Origin of the sequence: Sphingobacterium lactis (genome assembly GCF_051951495.1) — a bacterium.
Taxonomy (GTDB): Bacteria; Bacteroidota; Bacteroidia; order Sphingobacteriales; family Sphingobacteriaceae; genus Sphingobacterium; species Sphingobacterium lactis_A.
In genome coordinates, this window is record NZ_JBNHAS010000002.1 from 839,015 (window position 1) to 858,213 (window position 19,199).

Genomic DNA, 19,199 nt, shown 5'->3' on the forward strand with positions numbered 1-19,199 from the left:
CTATGAATAACGTGGAATGGCAAACAAAGCAAATGGGGAAATTCACCTTACGCTTTAGACCTTATACTTTAGAATTACGCCATGTGTTTACCGTTGCTTCATTCAGTCGGTCGACAACACCTGTATTATTGACCGAGCTTGAATACGAAGGTGTAGTTGGCTATGGTGAAGCGAGTATGCCCCCTTACTTGGGTGAATCGCAGGAGAGTGTGATGGGCTTCTTAGCCAAATTGGATTTATCTAATTTTCAATCGCCTTTTCAAACGCAGGAGATTCTGAGCTATGTTGATTCGGTGGATCAGAAGAATACAGCTGCAAAGGCAGCTTTAGATATTGCTTTGCATGATTTGCTTGGCAAGTTGATGGGGCAGCCATTTTACAAAATCTGGGGCTTAAATCCGGATTTGATTCCACCGACATCCTATACAATAGGGATTGATACGGAAGATATGATTCGCAAGAAGGTTGAGGAAGCTGGCCAATTCCAAATTCTAAAGGTAAAATTAGGATTGGATACCGATAAGATGATTATTGATACGATTCGTTCTGTAACGGATGTTCCTTTGTGTGCAGATGTAAATCAGGGTTGGAAAAATAAGGAAGAAGCTTTGGAGATGGCACATTGGCTAAAAGAGCGAAATGTTGTTTTTCTGGAGCAGCCTATGCCTAAGGAGATGCTGGATGAAAATGCCTGGTTGACTGAGCGTTCACCAATCCCGACCATTGCCGATGAAGGATGTCAACGATTGGCAGATGTACCTGCTTTAAAAGGTGTGTATACTGGGATTAACATCAAATTGATGAAATGTACAGGAATGCGTGAAGCGAAGCAAATGGCTGAATTGGCTCGTGCATTGGATATGAAAGTGATGTTGGGTTGTATGACGGAAACATCTTGTGCGATATCCGCAGCAGCTCAATTAGCACCATTGGTGGATTGGGCAGATTTGGATGGTGCGCTATTAATCGGGAATGACCTTTATGACGGTATGTATGTAGAAAATGGAAAATGTTTTCTTCCTGACAGACCAGGAATTGGCGTGATCAAAAGATAATTTTTTTAAGGGAATAATTTATCGTGGAAAAGCCTGTTTGTCAAGAGATGAACAGGCTTTTTTGTGTTAAAATTCAGTTGTAGATTTTGCTGCATTGAAACTGAAGCAAAGACGGAAAATACACCTATATTATTATGCGGATTTATGCTTGTTTCTTTAGAATGCTTCTAAATGGTCTCGATAGCCGTGTTTTTTCAAAAAGACTAGGAATGTATTGTTGTTTAGATTAATTATTATTCAGAATATTTTATTCTAAATTTTATTTTATTTGCTAATCTTTAAGCAAGAAGGTTAAACCTTTGGTATATTTTCTTTATAAAGTGCATTTTTTTGCAAATTTCTTACGGAGTTTCTCATGATTCCGTTATATTCGTTTAAATAAATAACCAATCAAGCTAAAGATGAAACTACCTACCATTATTTCCATTGCGGTAGCATCCGTTTGCTCGATGCAAATGTTGGCCGCACAACAACAATCGATAGCTGGAAAGATTACAAATGCCAAGGGGCAGCCCATAGTTGGTGCTTCGGTATTTGTGAAAGGAACTCAACAAGGTACCTCCAGCAATGAAAACGGACTATTTACGATCAATGCTTCCACGAATAGTATATTAAGTATAAAAGCTTTGGGATATGCTACAAAAGAAGTATCCATAAGTGGTCGAACGAATTTACAGATTACCCTAGAAGATGCAGCGGGAACTGATATTGATGAGGTTGTGGTGACAGCCTTAGGTATTCAGCGAAGTGAAAAATCCTTGGGTTATTCTACGCAAAAGATCCAGGGTGATGACTTGACCTTTACCAAAGAGACCAATGTTCTTGGTGCTTTAGCAGGTAAGGTTGCTGGTGCCCAAGTGACAGGCTCCTCAGGGGCGAGTTTGGGTGGTACCCAGAAGATCAAGATCAGAGGGATTAACTCGGTAACAGGCGGTGGTCAACCACTCATGGTTATCGATGGAACACCAATCTCTAATGCTAACTTCAGTTCCTCTAGCGGAAACGGAGTGGATTTAGGAAACGTGGGACAGGATATCAATCCGGAGGATATTGAATCCATTAACGTATTGAAAGGTCCTACAGCTTCTGCCTTATATGGTCTTCGTGGACAATATGGGGTAATTATGATCACCACTAAAAAGGGGAAAAGAGGACCTAAAACAGTGAATGTTGAAGTCAATTCAGCCACCTCTTTTGAGCAGGTAGGAAACTTCATGCCTTTACAAAACACCTATGGTGTTGGTAATAACCAGACATTCTTGAAATTAGCTTCTGGCGAATTTTATGTCAATGGTAATGATGAGTCTTGGGGTCCAAAAATGGATGGCACACCTGTCCGCATGTATTATAGTTTCTATAAGCAGGATGCAGATTATGGAAAAGCTACTCCTTTCTCCCCACAACCGAATAACATAAAGGATTTCTTCCAAACAGGAATGAATACGAATAATGGTGTAACCATTTCTGGAGGTTCAGAGAATTCTGCTGTTCGTTTCTCTTACAACAACACCTACATCAAAGGTACTTACCCAAATACCTTTTTGAAGCGAAATAACTTTGCGCTTAATGGTTCATTGGATATCCTGGAAAATTTAACCGCATCGGCAAATATCAATTACGCCAATAACAATGGTCAACGTCCGGTGATGGGTTACCAAGGTTCTTTTACTGGTGCAACACAATGGTTTCAACGGAATATTGATATCAACCGTCTAAGAAACTACCAATATGCAGATGGTACTATTTTGAATTGGAATGTGAATCCCCATACCACGCAAGAGTTGATGTTGAATAACACTCCTTCAGATTGGAATAACCCATTCTTTGACGCATTTGAAAATGTCAATAAGGACAATCGTGATCGTGTTTTTGGAGACGTTGGATTGACTTATAAAGTTCTTCCTGCCTTAAAACTATCGGGCTTTATCCGCAAGGATATGTTCACTCAAAATACCAATCGTCGATTGGCTGTTGGTGGACGTAATGAGTCTGGAGCTGGAACTTTCATGGGTAACTCGGGATATTCTGTCGGTAAATACCAAAATGACGAGACCAACTATGAATTCTTAGCTACCTACGATAAGGTATGGGATGATATTTCCTTAAATGCCAACTTGGGTGGAAATATTTACAACCGTAAATACGATTACCTTTCTCAAAGAACGCAAGGTGGATTAAGTTCGCCGGCATTCTATAATATTGAGGCATCTATTGATAGACCTGTCAACTCTTCTTATCAGTTGAAAAAGCAGATTCGTTCCGTTTATGCGATGGCTTCCTTAGGCTATAAAGACACGTATTTCTTGGATGCATCCATCCGTCAGGATATTTCATCGACCTTACCAAAGAATAATAATGCGTATTGGTACCCATCGATTTCTGGATCATTTGTGTTCAGTAATCTGTTAGGTCCATCTGCACTAAGCTTTGGTAAATTGAGAGCATCTTATGCGGTGGCTGGAGCTGATGTTGATCCATTTGACATCTTAATGAATTATAATGTTGGAAGCGTATATGCAACGGATAATTTAACGGTAAATACCTTATCGATTCCTGATATCTTGAATAACCCCTATTTAAGACCATCATTTGCGCACTCGTATGAGATCGGTACGGATTTGAAATTCTTTAATAATCGTTTAGGAATTGATTTTACTTACTACAACCAACGCAATAAGGATCAGGTAATCAGTTTATCTACTTCATCAGGAACTGGTTTCTCAAAAGCTACAGTAAATGCTGGGGACATTGAGAATAACGGTATTGAGCTTTCCTTAACCGCTACTCCAGTTAAGTCTGCGGATTTTGAATGGACAACCACCTTGAACGGAGCGCGCAACAACAGTCAGATTCACAAACTAATTGAAGGAATTGATTCTTACGAGTTGGATAACAACACCTATTCCAGCCAAACGGTTTATTTGTATGCGAATAAAAATCAAGCTTTTGGGTCATTGGTAGGGCCAGGGTATAAGCGTGATGAAGCTACCGGTAAAATGTTACTGGATAATTCGAACTTACCGATTCAGGAAATGAACAAGAATTTTGGTTCGGTAATCCCTGATTTCACAGGTGGATTTATCAATAGCTTCCGCTACAAGAATTTGGATATTAATGCGATGATTGATTTCCAATCTGGAGGTCAGTTTTTCAGTTGGTCTAAAATGTTAGCTGTAAAATCTGGACAAGCAGAGGAGACTGCAGCAATCAATAGTAATGGTAAAAATGTTCGTGATCCATTGGCAGATGGTGGTGGTTATGAAATCAATGGTATTTCTCAAGCTACCGGTCAAGAGGTAACCGCATTTGTAGATGCACGTTCTTACTTCAGAAATAACATTGGAACACGTATTTATGAGGAGTGGTTATTTGATGCTTCTTATGTGAAATTGCGTGAGGTAAGCTTAGGATATACCTTTAATCAAAACCAATTGGGTACTTCGCCATTTAAATCTATTCGTGTTGCTCTAATTGCACGTAATCCATGGATGATTTGGCAAAAGGCTCCGAAAGGATTGGATCCATCGGAATTGTCAGCAGGTAGTGCGTCCATTAGCTGGATTGAGAAGGGTGAGCTACAGACAGTTCGTTCGTATGGATTTAATTTAAGTGTTAAATTTTAAGCCTCGGAAATCATGAAAAAGCAGTTTTTAAAATATATATTATTAGCCCTAACACCCCTAGCGGTTGTGTCTTGTACCAAATTTGATGATTCTTATTACGAGAATCCAAATAAACCAAGTAAGGCTTCGGGAACACAGTTAATCGCGAATGCAGAGTTCTTTCTGCCGAGTTTAAGTTCCAGTGCTTATGGGGTGCATTATCCGCAATACCTGAGTTTAACAACCTATACGGATAATACGCGTTTTACAACACAGAACTTTGACTTTGAGACCTGGTATGTAGGTCCCTTAATGAACTTGGAAGAAGTGTTGACAAAGCAAGACGGATTAAGTGCAAATGAAGGACCTATCGTCAATCAAGTGGCGGTTGCCAAGATTTTGAAAGCATTCTTTATGTGGAATGTGACAGATAGATGGGGAGATGTGCCCTATACAGATGCTTTCAAAGGAACGGATTTACCAAATCCAAAATATGATAAGCAAGCGGATATTTATAAAGCTTTATTCCAGTTGCTGGATGAAGCAAATGCAGCGATAGTCTTGACCAATGGAACCATTAAAAACGATATCGTTTTCAAAGGCGATATGGCCAAATGGAAGAAGTTAGGAAATAGTATCCACATGTTGATGGCATTGCGCTTGTCTAAAGTAGATGCTAATCTGGGTAAGGCCGAGTTTAACAAAGCTCTGGCGAATGGTGAAATGACCGCGAATACGGATAATTTAGCCTATCCACACTTGGCTCAAGCAGCACATCAAAACTTCTGGTATAATTCCTTCACGGCATTAGGTCGTAAATGGTATGCCCTATCGGAGGCATTGGTGAATTTGATGTTGCCAAATGATGATCCGCGTTTAGCAATTTATGGGGATAAAAATGCCGCGGGTAACTATGCAGGTCTAACCTTTGGTAAGGCAGTTCCAAATCCGGATGTGGATATACCTAAAGTTTCCTTATTAGGAGCGAATATTAGAAAGCAAGATTCACCGGTACCTCTAGTGACTTATGCACAGCTTTTATTTGCAAAAGCAGAAGCTGCTAAATTGGGATGGATAGCAGGTGGAGATGCACAAGCGAAAACTTTCTATGATGAGGGTATTAAGCAATCCATTAAACAGTGGACAGGATCTGATGCTACAGCAGCTGCCTACTTATTAAAGGCCAATGTTGTTTACAATCCGGTTAAGGGTTTTGAGCAGATTGCTACCCAGCGTTATATCCATGTTTTCCCTTACGGATATGAAGGCTGGGCAGAATGGCGTAGAACTGGTTATCCGGTTCTTACTGTTGCTGCCGATATCAATGGTGGTAAATTACCAAGACGTGATGGTTATCCAACTAGTGAAGCGGCAAATAACAAAGCAAATTATGAGGCTGCGGTTGCAGGATTTCCATATGGCGGAGCCGATGACTTGAATAGTCGAGTATGGTGGGATAAACCTTAATCCCCATACAAGCATATAAAAAAGCAGCTATCCTGTATTCGGGATAGCTGCTTTTTTCGTTTATCGTGGATTTCTATTTTTCTTCAGGATCATTTCCGCCGAAGAGTCCTAATTGACCATTGTCATCCATTTGAATATCATCTGGATTGGTGATTTCAAAAGAGATATCTTCTGAAGATGCTGTTGGTTTTTCCGCCTTCGGAGAAGTTTTAGCAGTACTTTCTGTACTTGTTTTTTCTTCCTTAGGAGTTTCAGGGCTTTCTACTTCCGTAACTGGTTTGCTTTCTTCCACGATTTGAGAGAGATCTTTCTCTTCGGTCAGAAGCTTGATTTTCTTAACTGTGTGGAAAGATAATCGGTTTCCTTGAGCCTTCATGCCTTTGACATCCACAATCTCTGTAAGCTGCTGATCCAGGCTTTCTGGAGTTTGCGACTTACCTTTTAGAAGATCCAAGTGAACGATTGGTTCGTCGTTATTGGTCAGGAGGATTAATTTGCTTTCCTCTGCAATAAAGCGTCCTCGTTTGCCTACCTGCGTGTCATCGAAATTGAATCGTTTCACATAGTAGGTGCCGGTCTTGGTGTCTTGATGGATTGCCGTATAGACTTGCTCTGGAATGAACTTCTCTAAGCGAACCATCTTCTCATCAAAGTGGTTGTTTAAATCAAAATTGCATAGTTCATAGGATCCATCAGCAAGTGTCATGAGTATCTTATCGTCTCCATCAAATTCACCTAAGAATTTACCACGATCATCGGCGTTAAGACGTTTTAAGATATCGTCATACCAAATCTTACGACCTGCCAAAGTGGAAATACCTGCACTCTTGAAAGCGATTTTCTTCACCGGGTATTTGCTTACAATATTACCCTGTGATGCACGACCTTTGATGGCAACCTCTGCAAAGTCTAAATCAAAGGTAAGCTTACGCAGTTTGGTATGGGGTTTCAACTGTACATTGACAATTTCTGCCTCTCCATTGGAATTAGCTGTAAAGTATAAGATTTTAGATCCCTTACTTCCTTTACCAATATCGTAGTCTTTATCTCGGGTAACACCTGTTACAGCAAAACGCTTGATGTAGGAAGTGCCGGTAGCACCATCCTTGTAGATGGCGTTATAGATGGTTCTTTCATCGCCTTTTTTGAATACCGCAACATGGATAATATCCTTGCCGACAAATACCTTGTCTTGAATTTTTACCACATTGTATTTACCATCGCTACGGAAAACAATGATATCGTCAATATCGGAACAGTCACCAACCAACTCGTCTTTCTTCATGTTGGTTCCGATAAATCCTTCCTCACGGTTCACGTAGAGTTTTGCATTGGCTAATGCTACTTGGGTAGCCTCAACCTTATCGAAGATGCGTAATTCGGTTTTACGCTCGCGACCTTTGCTGTATTTGGATCGGATATGCTCAAACCATTTGATCGCATATTCCGTTAGATTACGAAGGTTTTTCTTGACTTCCTTAATTTCTTCCTCGAGCGCACGCATCTGTTCATCTGCTTTCTTCACGTCAAAGCGGGTGATGCTACTCATTGGTTTATCTATAAGTCGCTTGTAGTCTTCAGGCGTGATAGCGCGGTAGAATTGATCGAAGAATGGCTCGAATAATCTATCCAATACCACAACAACCGTATCAAAATCACCGGAATTCTCATAATCCTTATGCTTATACATCCCTTCTTGGATGAAGATTTTCAATAAGGTACTGAAGAATATTTTCTCTTGAAGCTCATTTAAGCGGATTTCCAACTCCTGTTTAAGAAGGCTTTTGGTCTGCTTGGTGTTTTCGATTAAGACATCATTGACACTCATGAAGAGTGGTTTGTTGTTCTTAATCACACAGGTATTTGGGGAGATGGATGTTTCACATCCGGTGAATGCATATAGGGCATCGATGGTCACATCTGGAGAGATTCCTGGAGCTAGGTGCACGAGGATTTCTACAAATTCTGCCGTGTTATCTTCAATTTTCTTGATTTTAATCTTTCCCTTTTCGTTCGCTGTGACGATAGAGTCGATTAAGCTGCCTGTAGTTGTTCCGAAAGGGATTTCGGTAATGGCGAGGGTCTTCTTGTCGCGTTCTTCAATTTTAGCACGAACGCGTATTTTACCTCCGCGCATTCCTTCGTTATAGGCAGACACATCGGCCATTCCTCCGGTAGGGAAGTCAGGGTAGATGCTTGGGCGTTCGCCTTGAAGGACTTGTATGGAACCATCGATTAGCTCGATAAAGTTATGCGGCATAATCTTGGTTGCCAATCCGACAGCAATACCTTCGGCACCCTGTGCTAGCAATAAAGGGAATTTTACTGGAAGGGTGATGGGCTCTTTATTACGGCCATCGTAACTCAATTGCCATTCGGTAGTATCGGGGTTGAAAACGACCTCATTGGCAAATTTGGACAATCTACCCTCGATATAACGTGCTGCCGCTGCGGAGTCTCCCGTAATAGGGTCTCCCCAGTTTCCTTGACAGTCAATCAGGAGGTCCTTTTGTCCCAACTGTACCATGGCGTCTCCAATGGAAGCATCCCCATGGGGGTGATACTTCATGGTGTTTCCAATGACGTTGGCTGCTTTATTGAATCGGCCATCATCCATTTCCTTCAAGGAATGCAATATCCGGCGCTGTACGGGCTTGAAGCCATCATTGATATGTGGAACAGCACGATCCAAGATCACGTAAGACGCGTAATCTAAAAACCAATTCTCATATAACCCGGAAAGGGGAATGGTATTGCTTTGCTGATCTTGGGATGGTAATTGTTCGTTGTTATCGTCGATGTTGTTGATGTCGTCGCTCATGTACTATTTCATCTATTTTTGTTGGCCTGGCAGGTTGTTAAACTGCAAACCTTGTAAAAATACAAAATTCCTTTAACTCTTGGAGAGTTGTCCTAGCCATGTGGAGACTTTACTTCTTATATTTTTATTCTACAGGAATTATTGCATGGAATTTATGTTTTGATTCTCAGTAAATAGCGCATGAATTTCTTCTCTTATCAATCAATTTAGGTTCTTTCATTAGCCAAATAATATTTATTCACACCTGTATTATTTACTAATATTTTTAGTATTTTTGAGTAAATAATAATCGGTTTTTCTATGGAATTGTTTGATAATAAGCGTTTTGTTGCTCATTTGGATTTGGACACTTTTTTTGTAAGTGTCGAGCGTTTGAAGAACAGCCAATTTATTGGGAAGCCCTTAATTGTAGGTGGGTTGAGCGATCGGGCGGTAGTGGCCGCTTGCAGTTATGAGACGCGTAAGTTTGGGGTGCATTCGGCTATGCCGATGAAATTGGCCTTGCGCCTATGTCCACATGCGATCGTACTGCGTGGGGATATGGACAGCTACAGTTATTATTCGCGGGTGGTGACCGATGTGGTGCGCGATACTGTCCCAGTGATGGAGAAGGCAAGTGTGGATGAGTTCTATGTGGATTTGACAGGTGTCGATCGTTTCTTTGGTTGCAGCCAGTTTATGACCGAACTAAAGGAAAAGATCAAAAAGGAGAGTGGTCTCCCCATTAGTTATGCTTTGGCTTCCAATAAACTGGTGAGTAAGGTGGCGACAGATGATGCGAAACCCGATGGTAAAAAGGAGATTCTGCATGGCTTGGAGAAAGATTACTTAGCTCCCTTAAAGATTGAGCGTATGCCCGGTATTGGGCAAAAAACAGGAACTCTCTTGCAGCAGATGGGTGTGCGAACGATTAAGATTTTAAGCGAGATTCCTGTCCCTATGATGCAGAATCTCTTAGGGAAGAATGGTATTGATCTTTCCAGGAAAGCCAATGGTATTGACCCTTCGCCTATTGTGCCCTATTCAGAGCAGAAGAGTATCGGTACGGAAGAGACTTTTCAGCAGGACACGATTGATATGGTGTTTCTGAACAGCGAATTGATCCGTATGACGGAGCGTTTGACCTTTCAATTGCGCAAGCAGGAGCGCTTGACGGGCTGTGTGACCGTGAAATTACGCTATGCTAATTTTGATACGGTAAGTAAGCAGATGGTTATTCCCTATACGGCTTCTGATGCGGTATTGCTGAAGAAGGCCAAGGAATTGTTCACTAAGCTCTATGACCGACGGATGTTAGTACGCCTGATCGGCGTGCGGTTTAGTCACCTGGTTCAAGGATCACAGCAGATTAATCTCTTTGAAGATACCGAAGAGGCCGTACGACTTTATCAGGCTATGGACGCTATGCGTGCGCGATTTGGCGATGAAGCTATTAAAAGGGCCATATCTGCACCTGTGATTGATCCTAAAAAGCGGAGTCCTTACCGCGTGTAAGCTCGGCTAATAATGCATCCGAAGAGGCCGTGTGTGGGCCCTCATCCTGTACTAAGGAATGGAATACCTCAAAATACGCCGTGGACATCTTTTCCCAACTGTAGAGCTTCTTGGAGGCTTCTTGAAATTTCTTAGCCATGATTTGATACGGCAATTCTTTCTGCAATACATCCGTAAGTTGCTGCTTCCAGAATAAAACATCTTTAGATGGTAATAGGAGGCCATTCTGTTGATGGCGGATGGCATCCGTTATCCCCTCAATCCCCGAAGCTAATACTAAACTTCCTGAAAGGGAAGCTTCTAAACAAACCAAACCAAATCCTTCCATATCTCCAGGTACTTCAATATTGGGCATCAGGAAAGCCGAAGAGTTTGCCAAAAGTAGCTTAAGATCAGAAAAAGGAACTTTTCCTAGATGCTGTACTTTATTAGCAATATCTGGGCGTTTTAATAATTTCCGAATAGCCGCTTCATCACTTGGGTAACCAAGAAAAAGATTCAGTAGATGCCGAAATTTCTTAGGTAATAGGCTCATGCAGCGTTCGCCAAAACTGGTTTTAGGATTAAAGGGACCAATCATATACAGCTTAAAATCATTGGGCATAAGCGGTACGACTTCCTGGAGTAACCAAGAAAAGCCTTTGCGCTTTACAGGGCGACCTAAAGTCAGCATATAAGGCTGATCAGGTGAGATTTCCGGATAGCGTTTGTGTAATTCTTCCCGATTAGGAAGAGAAGACTGTGCTAGATCTAAATCTACACCGTTTTGAATTACGCGAATTAGATCAGGATAAATCCCGCGATCAATAGCAGCCTTGGCTGTAGCATGACTCACGGTGATAATCTTATCGTAAAATTGATTAAAACGAGGCAAGATTTTCTTTTGAAAGTATGCCCAAGGGAAGACCACATCCAAGCCATGTAGCGTTACTACCTTACGATAATTCGAATAGCCTTTATGAAATAAAGCCAAGGAAGCAATTAGTCCATCATTGAAATGAATCAACTTGATATTGGGGTTCTCTTTTAAAATCTTTAAAATCCTATGGTTTAAGTGAAAGAAAAAGGACAAGATAGAGCCTGATCCTTTGCGGTAAACCAATTTATGAACCTTGGTAAAATGACTGACGCCATGTATTAATTCATAACTCTGTTTTTCCATTCCACCAGTAGCTGGTGGATACTTATGACTTACGAATAATACTTCCCATTTCGTGGCTTGAGACATAATCAGATTTTTTAATGAATAGATAGAGTATAAATCCTATGGCAATCCAACAGAGCTGACGTGCTCTTCGGAGTATGGATACAGTGATCCATAAGGAAGCTGTGGAGATTCCAATGGCAGCAAGCATCATCTTGTTTCCCAATTCCTCAACCCCCAATTGTCCAGGAATAAAGGCGCCTAAGCTCTTGAATACAATGACACTCATGTCCAATAGTAAACCGTGCATCGGGCGGACATCATAGCCTAGGAAGCGTAATATCAAATAGAATTCCAAGCTTCCGACCACCCAATGTAGGGCAGCTAAAAGATAAGAATACCAAAACATACGCGGGTGACTCTGGTAAAAGGTCCGTATATCCCACAGTAAACCTTGGATTCGTAAGGAAAGGCGTCTCCAAAAAGATTGTCCTTGAGTCGGCTTAGCAGGCTTTGCCTGTTTTGTTTTACGACCTAACCAAAAGAATAAGGTAATTTTTGCTAAAGCAAGTACCGCAACGAGTCCATAAAACAAGGCACCGAATCTATCGATGATAAATTGCCCTGATGGACTTGACAATAACCAGATACAAGCAATTAGAAACAATAGGATTTGTGATAATACAGCCGTTATACGCGATGTAGCAACCGAATTGGCGGCATTGCTTGTGCCAATACCATAGGGTTTCAGAAGCTCCACTTTTAACATATCGCCACCAACAATGCTCGTTGGGTTGTATTGCCCTACGGTTTCTCCGACTTGTCGGAGCGAAAACAATCGGAATACCGAGATTTTATCTCGATCAGAACCTAAGCAAACATGCCAAGACCAAGTCCCGATGAGATAAGCCAAATAGGTTATTCCCATCAAATAAAGAAAGCGATAGCCGATGTTATGAAGCTCTTTCCATACGGCCTGGAAGTCCGTATTCCAGAGAAATATCCCGATAAAGATCAGTATACTGAGGAATAGTAGGGCTTTAATTTGCTTTTTTTGGATTCTCATTGTGCTACCAAAGCGAGATCATAGATAGGTTCTTCTGCCAGTTCATAAACATCCTCAAAATAAGTATCCGCAAGGGCAGACCAATCCAGTTGTTTGATGTAATCCATTCCTGCAGCACGGATCTGCTCGTTTAGCTTGTCATCAGATAGTATCTTATGAAGAAAGTACACGTATTCTTTGGCATTATTAGGCATACATTTAAATCCGGTATGTCCATGCTCCACTAAGCTTGCACTACCACCACCATTGGCTATGACAGGAGGAAGTCCAGAAGCCATGGCTTCAATAACTACATTGCCATAGGTTTCTGAGGTTGATGTGAATACGAATGCATCCGCAGAGGCATAAAGTCGAGATAGCTCTGCATGGTCTAGCTTGCCCAGAAAAATAGCTTTTGGCATGAGTTGCATCGCTTCTTCTTTAGCCGTACCATCCCCGGCAACAATGAGATTGTATTCCAACCCTTCAGCTTCCAATTGCTTATAGATCTCAATTAATGTCTGTATATTTTTCTCCCAAACCAACCTACTCGCGAATAGAATGTTTTTGCGTTTATTTCCACTGATAGCTTGTATATAAGTTTCACATCGTTTTCTAGGGTTGAATAACTTGACATCAATTCCTCGTTGCCAAAGGGTTAATCGCTCGGACTGTATTCCGATATCTTCCAGTTCCTTGATGATATTATTGGCAGGTACATAGACCTTTTGGCAATTGTTATAGAATTTAAGCATAGCCTTGCGCATCCAATTCTCGGCAGGTTTTATTAAAGAAGTGAAATTGCGGAAGTAGTATGCGATATAGGATATGAAGTGTGTGTGGTAAATGCTAATCACAGGGATGCCCTTGCGCTTTGCATATTTAAGAGCATAGAATCCCAATAGGGAAGGAGTGGCGATATGTATCACATCGGGTTGAAATTCCTGTAGAATTTCCTCCAGCTTTCCTTTTGCCAATTGAGGAACCGCAAAACTGTAATCGTCATTTATTGGGATCTTAAACGTTGGAACTTGATAAGATTGGCATCCCGCAATTTGACTTGGTCCTTTCCCGTAAATGAATAAATAAGAAAAAGAATTGGGATCTATACGATTGATTATCTGATACATCGTGCGCGATGCACCATCGAAATCCTCAAAAAGAATCTCAGAAAAAAATGCAACTTTCTTCATGGGGAAATAAAATTGTCTGTATCGATAAAAGTATCAACCATATGTTTACTTAATAAAAAGGACGTGTTAATTAATTATGAAGATTTAGCCTTGTTTTCGCCCTTCTTAAAGATTAGTAAATACTTAGAAAACAATCATTTAATGAATTCTAAAAATTGAGGTTACATTGCTTATTTAGTTTTGTATTAGATCAGTATTTCATTGGATGCTAATACAATTACCTTATCCATCGAGACCTAAATCCAAACACATCGGTTTGGTTGGTCTTTTAGCCCTTTTTGTTTTATTAGGTTTTATGTTCAGCTTCAGTCGGGTTGAGGATTCGAATGGGAAGTCTAGTTTGCTTGCTCCAGTTATGGAGGAAGCTCAAAAAGGCGAACTTTCTCTTTTGACCTATAATGTCGCAGGCTTACCTCAATTGATTTCCAGTGCAGAAACTCCACGAGCTTCTAGCATACGAGAGATTGGCAAGCAGTTGAACCGATTTGATTTAGTCAATGTACAAGAGGATTTTAACTATAACCGACAATTGTATGCTGATAATGTACATCCCTACCGTACAGAGACGATGGGGGGGGTTCCTTTTGGGGATGGCTTGAGTACACTTTCAAAATTTCCTATTTTAAAAACCGAACGTATTGCTTGGGAAGATTGCAGTGGGGCAGATTGTTTTACACCCAAAGGCTTCAGCTATCAGCGTATTCAGCTGGCAAAGGATGTATTTATAGATGTGTATAATGTGCATGCCACGGCACAGGACAATCCTGAAGCGGTAGCTGCCAGAAGAAAGAATATCTTACAATTGACTAAATATATACAGGAGAAGTCTGCCTCGCAGGCAATCTTGATTATGGGTGATTTCAATGCACATTATGCTTTTTCCGAAGATAAGCTTCATGATTTCCAAGAGCAATTGGGCTTATCGGATAGCTGGGTGCTATTGCAAAATAAGGGACTGTTGCCAAAGCATATCAAAGATTTTAAAGCCTTGCATGCTTTAGAGGTTACTGAGCATTGTGAAAGCATTGATAAAATCTTTTTCCGAAATAGCAGTCGTCTTCAATTCCAGCCAAGTGAGTATAAGATTGAACGCGATCTGTTTTCTACTCCTGAGGGGACACCTTTATCTGATCATTGTGCGGTGTCCATGAAAATGGCTTGGGAACTGCTGTAGCAAATTGGGATCGGCTGTTAGGTTATAGCGTATAACCTAATTTCCGCATGCTTAAGACCTCTACACTATAGACTTGGAATTCTTCCATTACCCGTCCATGTAGCTCATAAAAACCACTACCCAAGAATGGATATTGTCGTAATACTGGCGGGAAATGCACGGTATCCAACCAATTGCCATCCACATCCAAGAAGGTTCCAAAACACATACGATCTCCTTTGATGGTTCGGGTCTCTTTGATGGTCACCAAGCGACCGATGATCTTAACCTGTTGCCCCAAGTAATCGGGGAGTTTATCAGCGCGGATAGTGCCTTGTAATTGTCGGTTATCCAGTAATTCAAAGAAATCCCCAACAACAAAACCCAGCAGGTCCAATTCATCTTTCAGGTCTTCCATTCGGTCCAGCTCAAAGGCTGGCAAGCTGAATTGTACCTCCTCTGTTTCAAAAAGATTGACCGTAACAGCTTTCTCCACTCGTTTATTGCGGAAGTTCGCTTCCCAGAGCAAGGTTTTCTTATCCAATCCGGTAAAGCGTAAAGCCCCAATACGAATCAGGATATTGAGCTGCTCAGGAGCAGGCTGCAGGCGTTGTAGTACATCATGAAGACTGAGGTATGGGCCATTCCGCAGGCGCTCTTCCACAATCTGCAATCCGAATTCCTGTTCCAAACCCTGTAAGTGGATAAATCCTACATAGACCTGTTTACCCTGTATATTGCTGAGGTAATCGCTGTGATTGAGGCAGGGGAGTTCGACAATCCCTCCATTTCGACGTAGCTCATGGAAGTAAAATTCGGTACGGTAAAAACCTCCGAAATTATTAATCACCGCCACATAAAACTCCCGTGGATAATAGGTCTTCAGAAATAAGCTTTGATAACTTTCCACAGCAAAAGAAGCCGAGTGTCCTTTCGCAAAGGAGTAGCCACCGAAGCTTTCCATCTGCCGCCACACTTCGGCGCTAACAGCATCATCATGTCCTAATTCCTTACAATTAGCAAAGAACTTCTTTCGCATCAACTCGAACTTATTCTCCGAACGATACTTGCCACTCATGGCGCGGCGTAAAATATCAGCCTCCTCTAAAGAGATTCCGCCAAAATGGTGAGCCACTTTAATAACATCCTCCTGATACACCATCACACCGTAGGTCTCAGCCAGTAATTCCTTCATCTTGGGATGCAGGTATTCGATTTTATCCGGATCATGATACCGCTCGATGTACTGTTTCATCATTCCCGATTGAGCCACCCCTGGGCGGATAATCGAACTTGCAGCAACTAAGGTCAAGTAATCCGAGCACTTTAGCTTGCCCAATAATTGCCGCATGGCCGGACTTTCTATATAAAAACAACCAATTGTATCTGCCTTCTGTATCATATCTGCCAAGTTGGGATCATTAAAGAAACGCTCGACATTATGGATATCGATATGCTTGCCTTGGTTCTGCTGCACCAATTCCAAGGCATCCTTAATATGGCCTAATCCGCGTTGGCTCAGGATATCAAACTTAAATAAACCCACACGATCAGCCTCGAACATGTCCATATGCAGGGTCAAAAAGCCCTTGGGCGGCATCTCCAATACGGCATATTGCGCTAGGGGCTTTTCACTAATCAGCACCCCTCCAGCATGTACACTGATGTTGGTCGGGAAGTTGACCAGCAAGGCTCCATACTTCTGTATCCAACGTTGAATATTATCCTCAGGACTCCATTCGCGTTTATGCGCAAGCTCATCGATCTCCTCTTTTGGTAATCCAAAGACCTTGCCCAGTTCCCTTACAATAGCCCTTCGCTGAAAAGTGTTGTACATGCCCAGTAAGGAAACATGCTGTCGCCCATAGCGCATGAATAAATACTCAAATATGGCATCTCGATCCTTCCAACTGAAGTCAATATCAAAGTCGGGTGGAGAGCTACGATTTGGATTCAAAAAGCGCTCAAAATATAGGTCTAATTTAATGGGATCCACATCCGTAATCCGCAGGCAATAAGCAACCACCGAATTGGCACCACTACCACGACCCACATGATAGAACTTCTGCTCATTGGCATAGCGCAGCATATCCCAAACAATCAGGAAATAGGAACAGAACTTTGATTTATAGATAATGGCCAACTCTTTTTCCACCCGTTCTAAAGCTGCCTTATTGTTGGCACCATAGCGTATTTTACAACCTTCGATTGCCAACTTCCTTAGCAGTTCCTGATCGCCTTCTTCTGAAGCCGTAAAGTGCTTTTTATTCTTATCCACATGAAATTCCATGCTGATTGAACAGCTCTTGATAAGCTGCATAGTCTTGCTGATCACCGTAGGAAAGCGAGCAAAGGCAGCCACCAATTCCTCCTCCTCGATGAGCATCTCATTTGGGCCTGCAATATCTTCGGGGCTAAGTTTTGATAGGAGGGTATTTTTAGCAATAGCACGCAGAATGCGGTGTACATGATAGTGCGTCTTATCCTGATAAGTCACAGGATGCAGGACCACCCAACAATCTCGATCGATGGCCTCTTGCCAACTCAGTTTACTGAGGTCATCCATAGACAGTCCAACGACCTCTTGAGGTTGAAGTTCTTCTAATGGCGGATGCCCCCCAAAACGGTAGATAACCCATACATCTTCAATGTTGAAGTTAGGACGTGCAGGAAAATCTAACTTACGGCGCTTATGAAAGGATAAAAAATTATGAATAGCCAAGATACCGTCGTTATTCTTGGCAATTAATATATAACAAAATGTATTTTCATTGCGGACCTCCGTTCCTAATAATGGCTTTATTCCCGCCTCCTGACACTTCAATACAAAGTCCCAACAATCGGCCGTACTGTTGATATTCGTCAAAGCCATGGATGTAATACCCATACGCTGTGCCCGCTCTATCAAATCCTTCGGCGCAAAAGTTCCATAATGGAAACTAAACCATGTTTTACAATTCAAATACATCGTACAAGATTACGAAATCTAATACTTAAACACTAAAAATATTAGTAATATAAAATATATGTAGCTGTTAATTAGCAGAATAAATAATTCAGAATTTATAGCTTATGTATTTTTTGTAATGGTCTTAATGACGAAGGGCTGAACTAAAGTCCAGCCCGATTAAAGGTGCAAAAAAGGAATATATTTTATTCAGCGATGCTAAATTATGCCGAAGTAACCTCAGTGCCTGTCCATTCCCAATCTAGTGTCAGGGATACAGCGAGGTGATCGGATAATGCTTGTCCTGTTGTATTCGTGAAATGTTCTATTTCCACCTCATAAGCTGAGGGGGTGAAGCGCAATTGTTTATTCCCACGGAAAAAGATTTTGTCTAAACTTTCCGTTTCATTAGTGAGGCTCAGCATGTGCAAGGCAACAAACTTGGGCTTAATCTCTGGGAATACGCCCTTTTGCAGGAATTGTACCCATCCATCAGAAAGACCGGTTGTCAATAGGAACTCGTGAAGGTTATCCCGTTTATAAGCATAATGCGCATTGAAGTCACCCATGACGATAATAGGTCGATCTGCAGAATTCTCCAAGATATAATTAGCCAATTGACGGAGATTTTCCCGTCTTGCGCGTGCTGCACGGGCGACATCACTGGAATTGGCATGCACATTATAGACATCGATGATGACATGTTGATCAACTTGAATCTGTGCATAAGTGAATCCTTTTACCGTCCAACAGTCAGGACCACTGCAATGACGCCAAGGGATACGGCGATAAGAAACAATAGGATAATTAGATAAGGTATTCAAGCCATCTCCAATTGGAATTTTACCTTTATGATCGGTACGATAGGGATGCTTGTTTAATGAATAGAAGGCCGTATTGTAATTAAAGTCCTCTTGGACATTCACAATGTCATAACCTAAGACCTTTTCCCCAATCTCGGCAATGCTTATCCGCCGAGGTAGCTTAGCTGCTGATATGCCCTGGGGTAGGCCAGCGATGTTATAGGTTAATAATTTCAAGGACCCTCGACTTTCATGTTCTTCGGGAACATCCTTGGGAGATAATTCAACTAAAATTAACTTACGTCTCAGTTTTTTGAAGATCAATAGGACCACTATGATCACAACTACAAGAATATAAACTACAACCATTAATAAACTATTATGCCAATAAAGATAAACCGTATTGATTACCTTAATCTTTATTCTATGTTAAGTTATCCTTATTTCCACCGCTGATTTTCTAAAATCTTTAATT

11 protein-coding genes are annotated in these 19,199 nt (G+C 41.4%); 5 read left to right on the forward strand and 6 right to left on the reverse strand.

All coding sequences use genetic code 11. The features are described 5' to 3' along the window. The first annotated feature begins 2 nt into the window (after window positions 1–2). The 3 genes from ACP6L2_RS11320 to ACP6L2_RS11330 all read left to right on the forward strand — a co-directional run bounded on the left by ACP6L2_RS11320 (window position 3) and on the right by ACP6L2_RS11330 (window position 6,124). A complete protein-coding gene (locus tag ACP6L2_RS11320; protein ID WP_440509317.1) occupies window positions 3–1,055 on the forward strand; it encodes a dipeptide epimerase in 1,053 nt (350 codons plus the stop codon). A gap of 401 nt (window positions 1,056–1,456) precedes the next feature. After that, on the forward strand, window positions 1,457–4,678 hold the full coding sequence (locus ACP6L2_RS11325; protein ID WP_440509319.1) for a SusC/RagA family TonB-linked outer membrane protein: 3,222 nt from the start codon (window positions 1,457–1,459) through the stop codon (window positions 4,676–4,678). A 12-nt stretch (window positions 4,679–4,690) separates the two neighbouring features. Next, window positions 4,691–6,124 (forward strand): SusD/RagB family nutrient-binding outer membrane lipoprotein, encoded by a 1,434-nt coding sequence (locus tag ACP6L2_RS11330; RefSeq protein WP_440509321.1) that lies wholly within the window; start codon window positions 4,691–4,693, stop codon window positions 6,122–6,124. Window positions 6,125–6,197: 73 nt separating this feature from the next. Here the strand turns inward: ACP6L2_RS11330 and ACP6L2_RS11335 are convergent, their stop codons facing one another. Beyond that, window positions 6,198–8,945 carry a DNA gyrase/topoisomerase IV subunit A gene (locus tag ACP6L2_RS11335; protein WP_440509323.1) on the reverse strand — a complete coding sequence of 916 codons (2,748 nt, stop codon included), beginning with the start codon at window positions 8,943–8,945 and terminating at the stop codon, window positions 6,198–6,200. A gap of 300 nt (window positions 8,946–9,245) precedes the next feature. Between ACP6L2_RS11335 and dinB the strand changes: the two genes are divergently transcribed. Beyond that, window positions 9,246–10,439, forward strand: a complete 1,194-nt coding sequence (gene dinB / locus ACP6L2_RS11340) for a DNA polymerase IV (protein ID WP_440509325.1) — start codon at window positions 9,246–9,248, stop codon at window positions 10,437–10,439. On the opposite strand, the gene ACP6L2_RS11345 is transcribed toward dinB, so the two are convergent. Genes ACP6L2_RS11345 through ACP6L2_RS11355 form a run of 3 tightly spaced genes read right to left on the reverse strand, consistent with a single transcriptional unit; the run spans window position 10,411 to window position 13,821 of the window. Continuing rightward, entirely contained in the window at window positions 10,411–11,667 is a 1,257-nt protein-coding gene (locus tag ACP6L2_RS11345; protein WP_440509327.1) for a glycosyltransferase family 4 protein, read from the reverse strand. The genes dinB and ACP6L2_RS11345 overlap by 29 nt on opposite strands. Continuing rightward, entirely contained in the window at window positions 11,624–12,649 is a 1,026-nt protein-coding gene (locus ACP6L2_RS11350) for a lysylphosphatidylglycerol synthase transmembrane domain-containing protein (RefSeq protein WP_440509329.1), read from the reverse strand. Before ACP6L2_RS11350 ends, ACP6L2_RS11345 begins: the two co-directional genes overlap by 44 nt. After that, window positions 12,646–13,821, reverse strand: a complete 1,176-nt coding sequence (locus ACP6L2_RS11355) for a glycosyltransferase family 4 protein (protein WP_440509330.1) — start codon at window positions 13,819–13,821, stop codon at window positions 12,646–12,648. The genes ACP6L2_RS11350 and ACP6L2_RS11355 overlap by 4 nt, the downstream gene beginning before the upstream one ends. Before the next feature lie 205 nt (window positions 13,822–14,026). Between ACP6L2_RS11355 and ACP6L2_RS11360 the strand changes: the two genes are divergently transcribed. Beyond that, a complete protein-coding gene (locus tag ACP6L2_RS11360) occupies window positions 14,027–14,995 on the forward strand; it encodes an endonuclease/exonuclease/phosphatase family protein (RefSeq protein WP_440509332.1) in 969 nt (322 codons plus the stop codon). Window positions 14,996–15,017: 22 nt separating this feature from the next. Here the strand turns inward: ACP6L2_RS11360 and ACP6L2_RS11365 are convergent, their stop codons facing one another. Then, window positions 15,018–17,942 carry a DNA polymerase III subunit alpha gene (locus ACP6L2_RS11365; RefSeq protein WP_440509334.1) on the reverse strand — a complete coding sequence of 975 codons (2,925 nt, stop codon included), beginning with the start codon at window positions 17,940–17,942 and terminating at the stop codon, window positions 15,018–15,020. Window positions 17,943–18,145: 203 nt separating this feature from the next. Continuing rightward, complete coding sequence (locus ACP6L2_RS11370; RefSeq protein ID WP_440509336.1) at window positions 18,146–19,093, reverse strand: endonuclease/exonuclease/phosphatase family protein; 948 nt, start codon at window positions 19,091–19,093, stop codon at window positions 18,146–18,148. Between the last annotated feature and the right edge of the window lie 106 nt (window positions 19,094–19,199).

Bases quoted from the DNA above. Each gene is read 5' to 3' on its own strand.
- ACP6L2_RS11320 (WP_440509317.1), top strand. From the start codon at position 3: ATGAATAACGTGGAATGGCAAACAAAGCAAATGGGGAAATTCACCTTA.
- ACP6L2_RS11325 (WP_440509319.1), top strand. From the start codon at position 1,457: ATGAAACTACCTACCATTATTTCCATTGCGGTAGCATCCGTTTGCTCG.
- ACP6L2_RS11330 (WP_440509321.1), top strand. From the start codon at position 4,691: ATGAAAAAGCAGTTTTTAAAATATATATTATTAGCCCTAACACCCCTA.
- ACP6L2_RS11335 (WP_440509323.1), bottom strand. From the start codon at position 8,945: ATGAGCGACGACATCAACAACATCGACGATAACAACGAACAATTACCA.
- dinB (WP_440509325.1), top strand. From the start codon at position 9,246: ATGGAATTGTTTGATAATAAGCGTTTTGTTGCTCATTTGGATTTGGAC.
- ACP6L2_RS11345 (WP_440509327.1), bottom strand. From the start codon at position 11,667: ATGTCTCAAGCCACGAAATGGGAAGTATTATTCGTAAGTCATAAGTAT.
- ACP6L2_RS11350 (WP_440509329.1), bottom strand. From the start codon at position 12,649: ATGAGAATCCAAAAAAAGCAAATTAAAGCCCTACTATTCCTCAGTATA.
- ACP6L2_RS11355 (WP_440509330.1), bottom strand. From the start codon at position 13,821: ATGAAGAAAGTTGCATTTTTTTCTGAGATTCTTTTTGAGGATTTCGAT.
- ACP6L2_RS11360 (WP_440509332.1), top strand. From the start codon at position 14,027: ATGCTAATACAATTACCTTATCCATCGAGACCTAAATCCAAACACATC.
- ACP6L2_RS11365 (WP_440509334.1), bottom strand. From the start codon at position 17,942: ATGTATTTGAATTGTAAAACATGGTTTAGTTTCCATTATGGAACTTTT.
- ACP6L2_RS11370 (WP_440509336.1), bottom strand. From the start codon at position 19,093: ATGGTTGTAGTTTATATTCTTGTAGTTGTGATCATAGTGGTCCTATTG.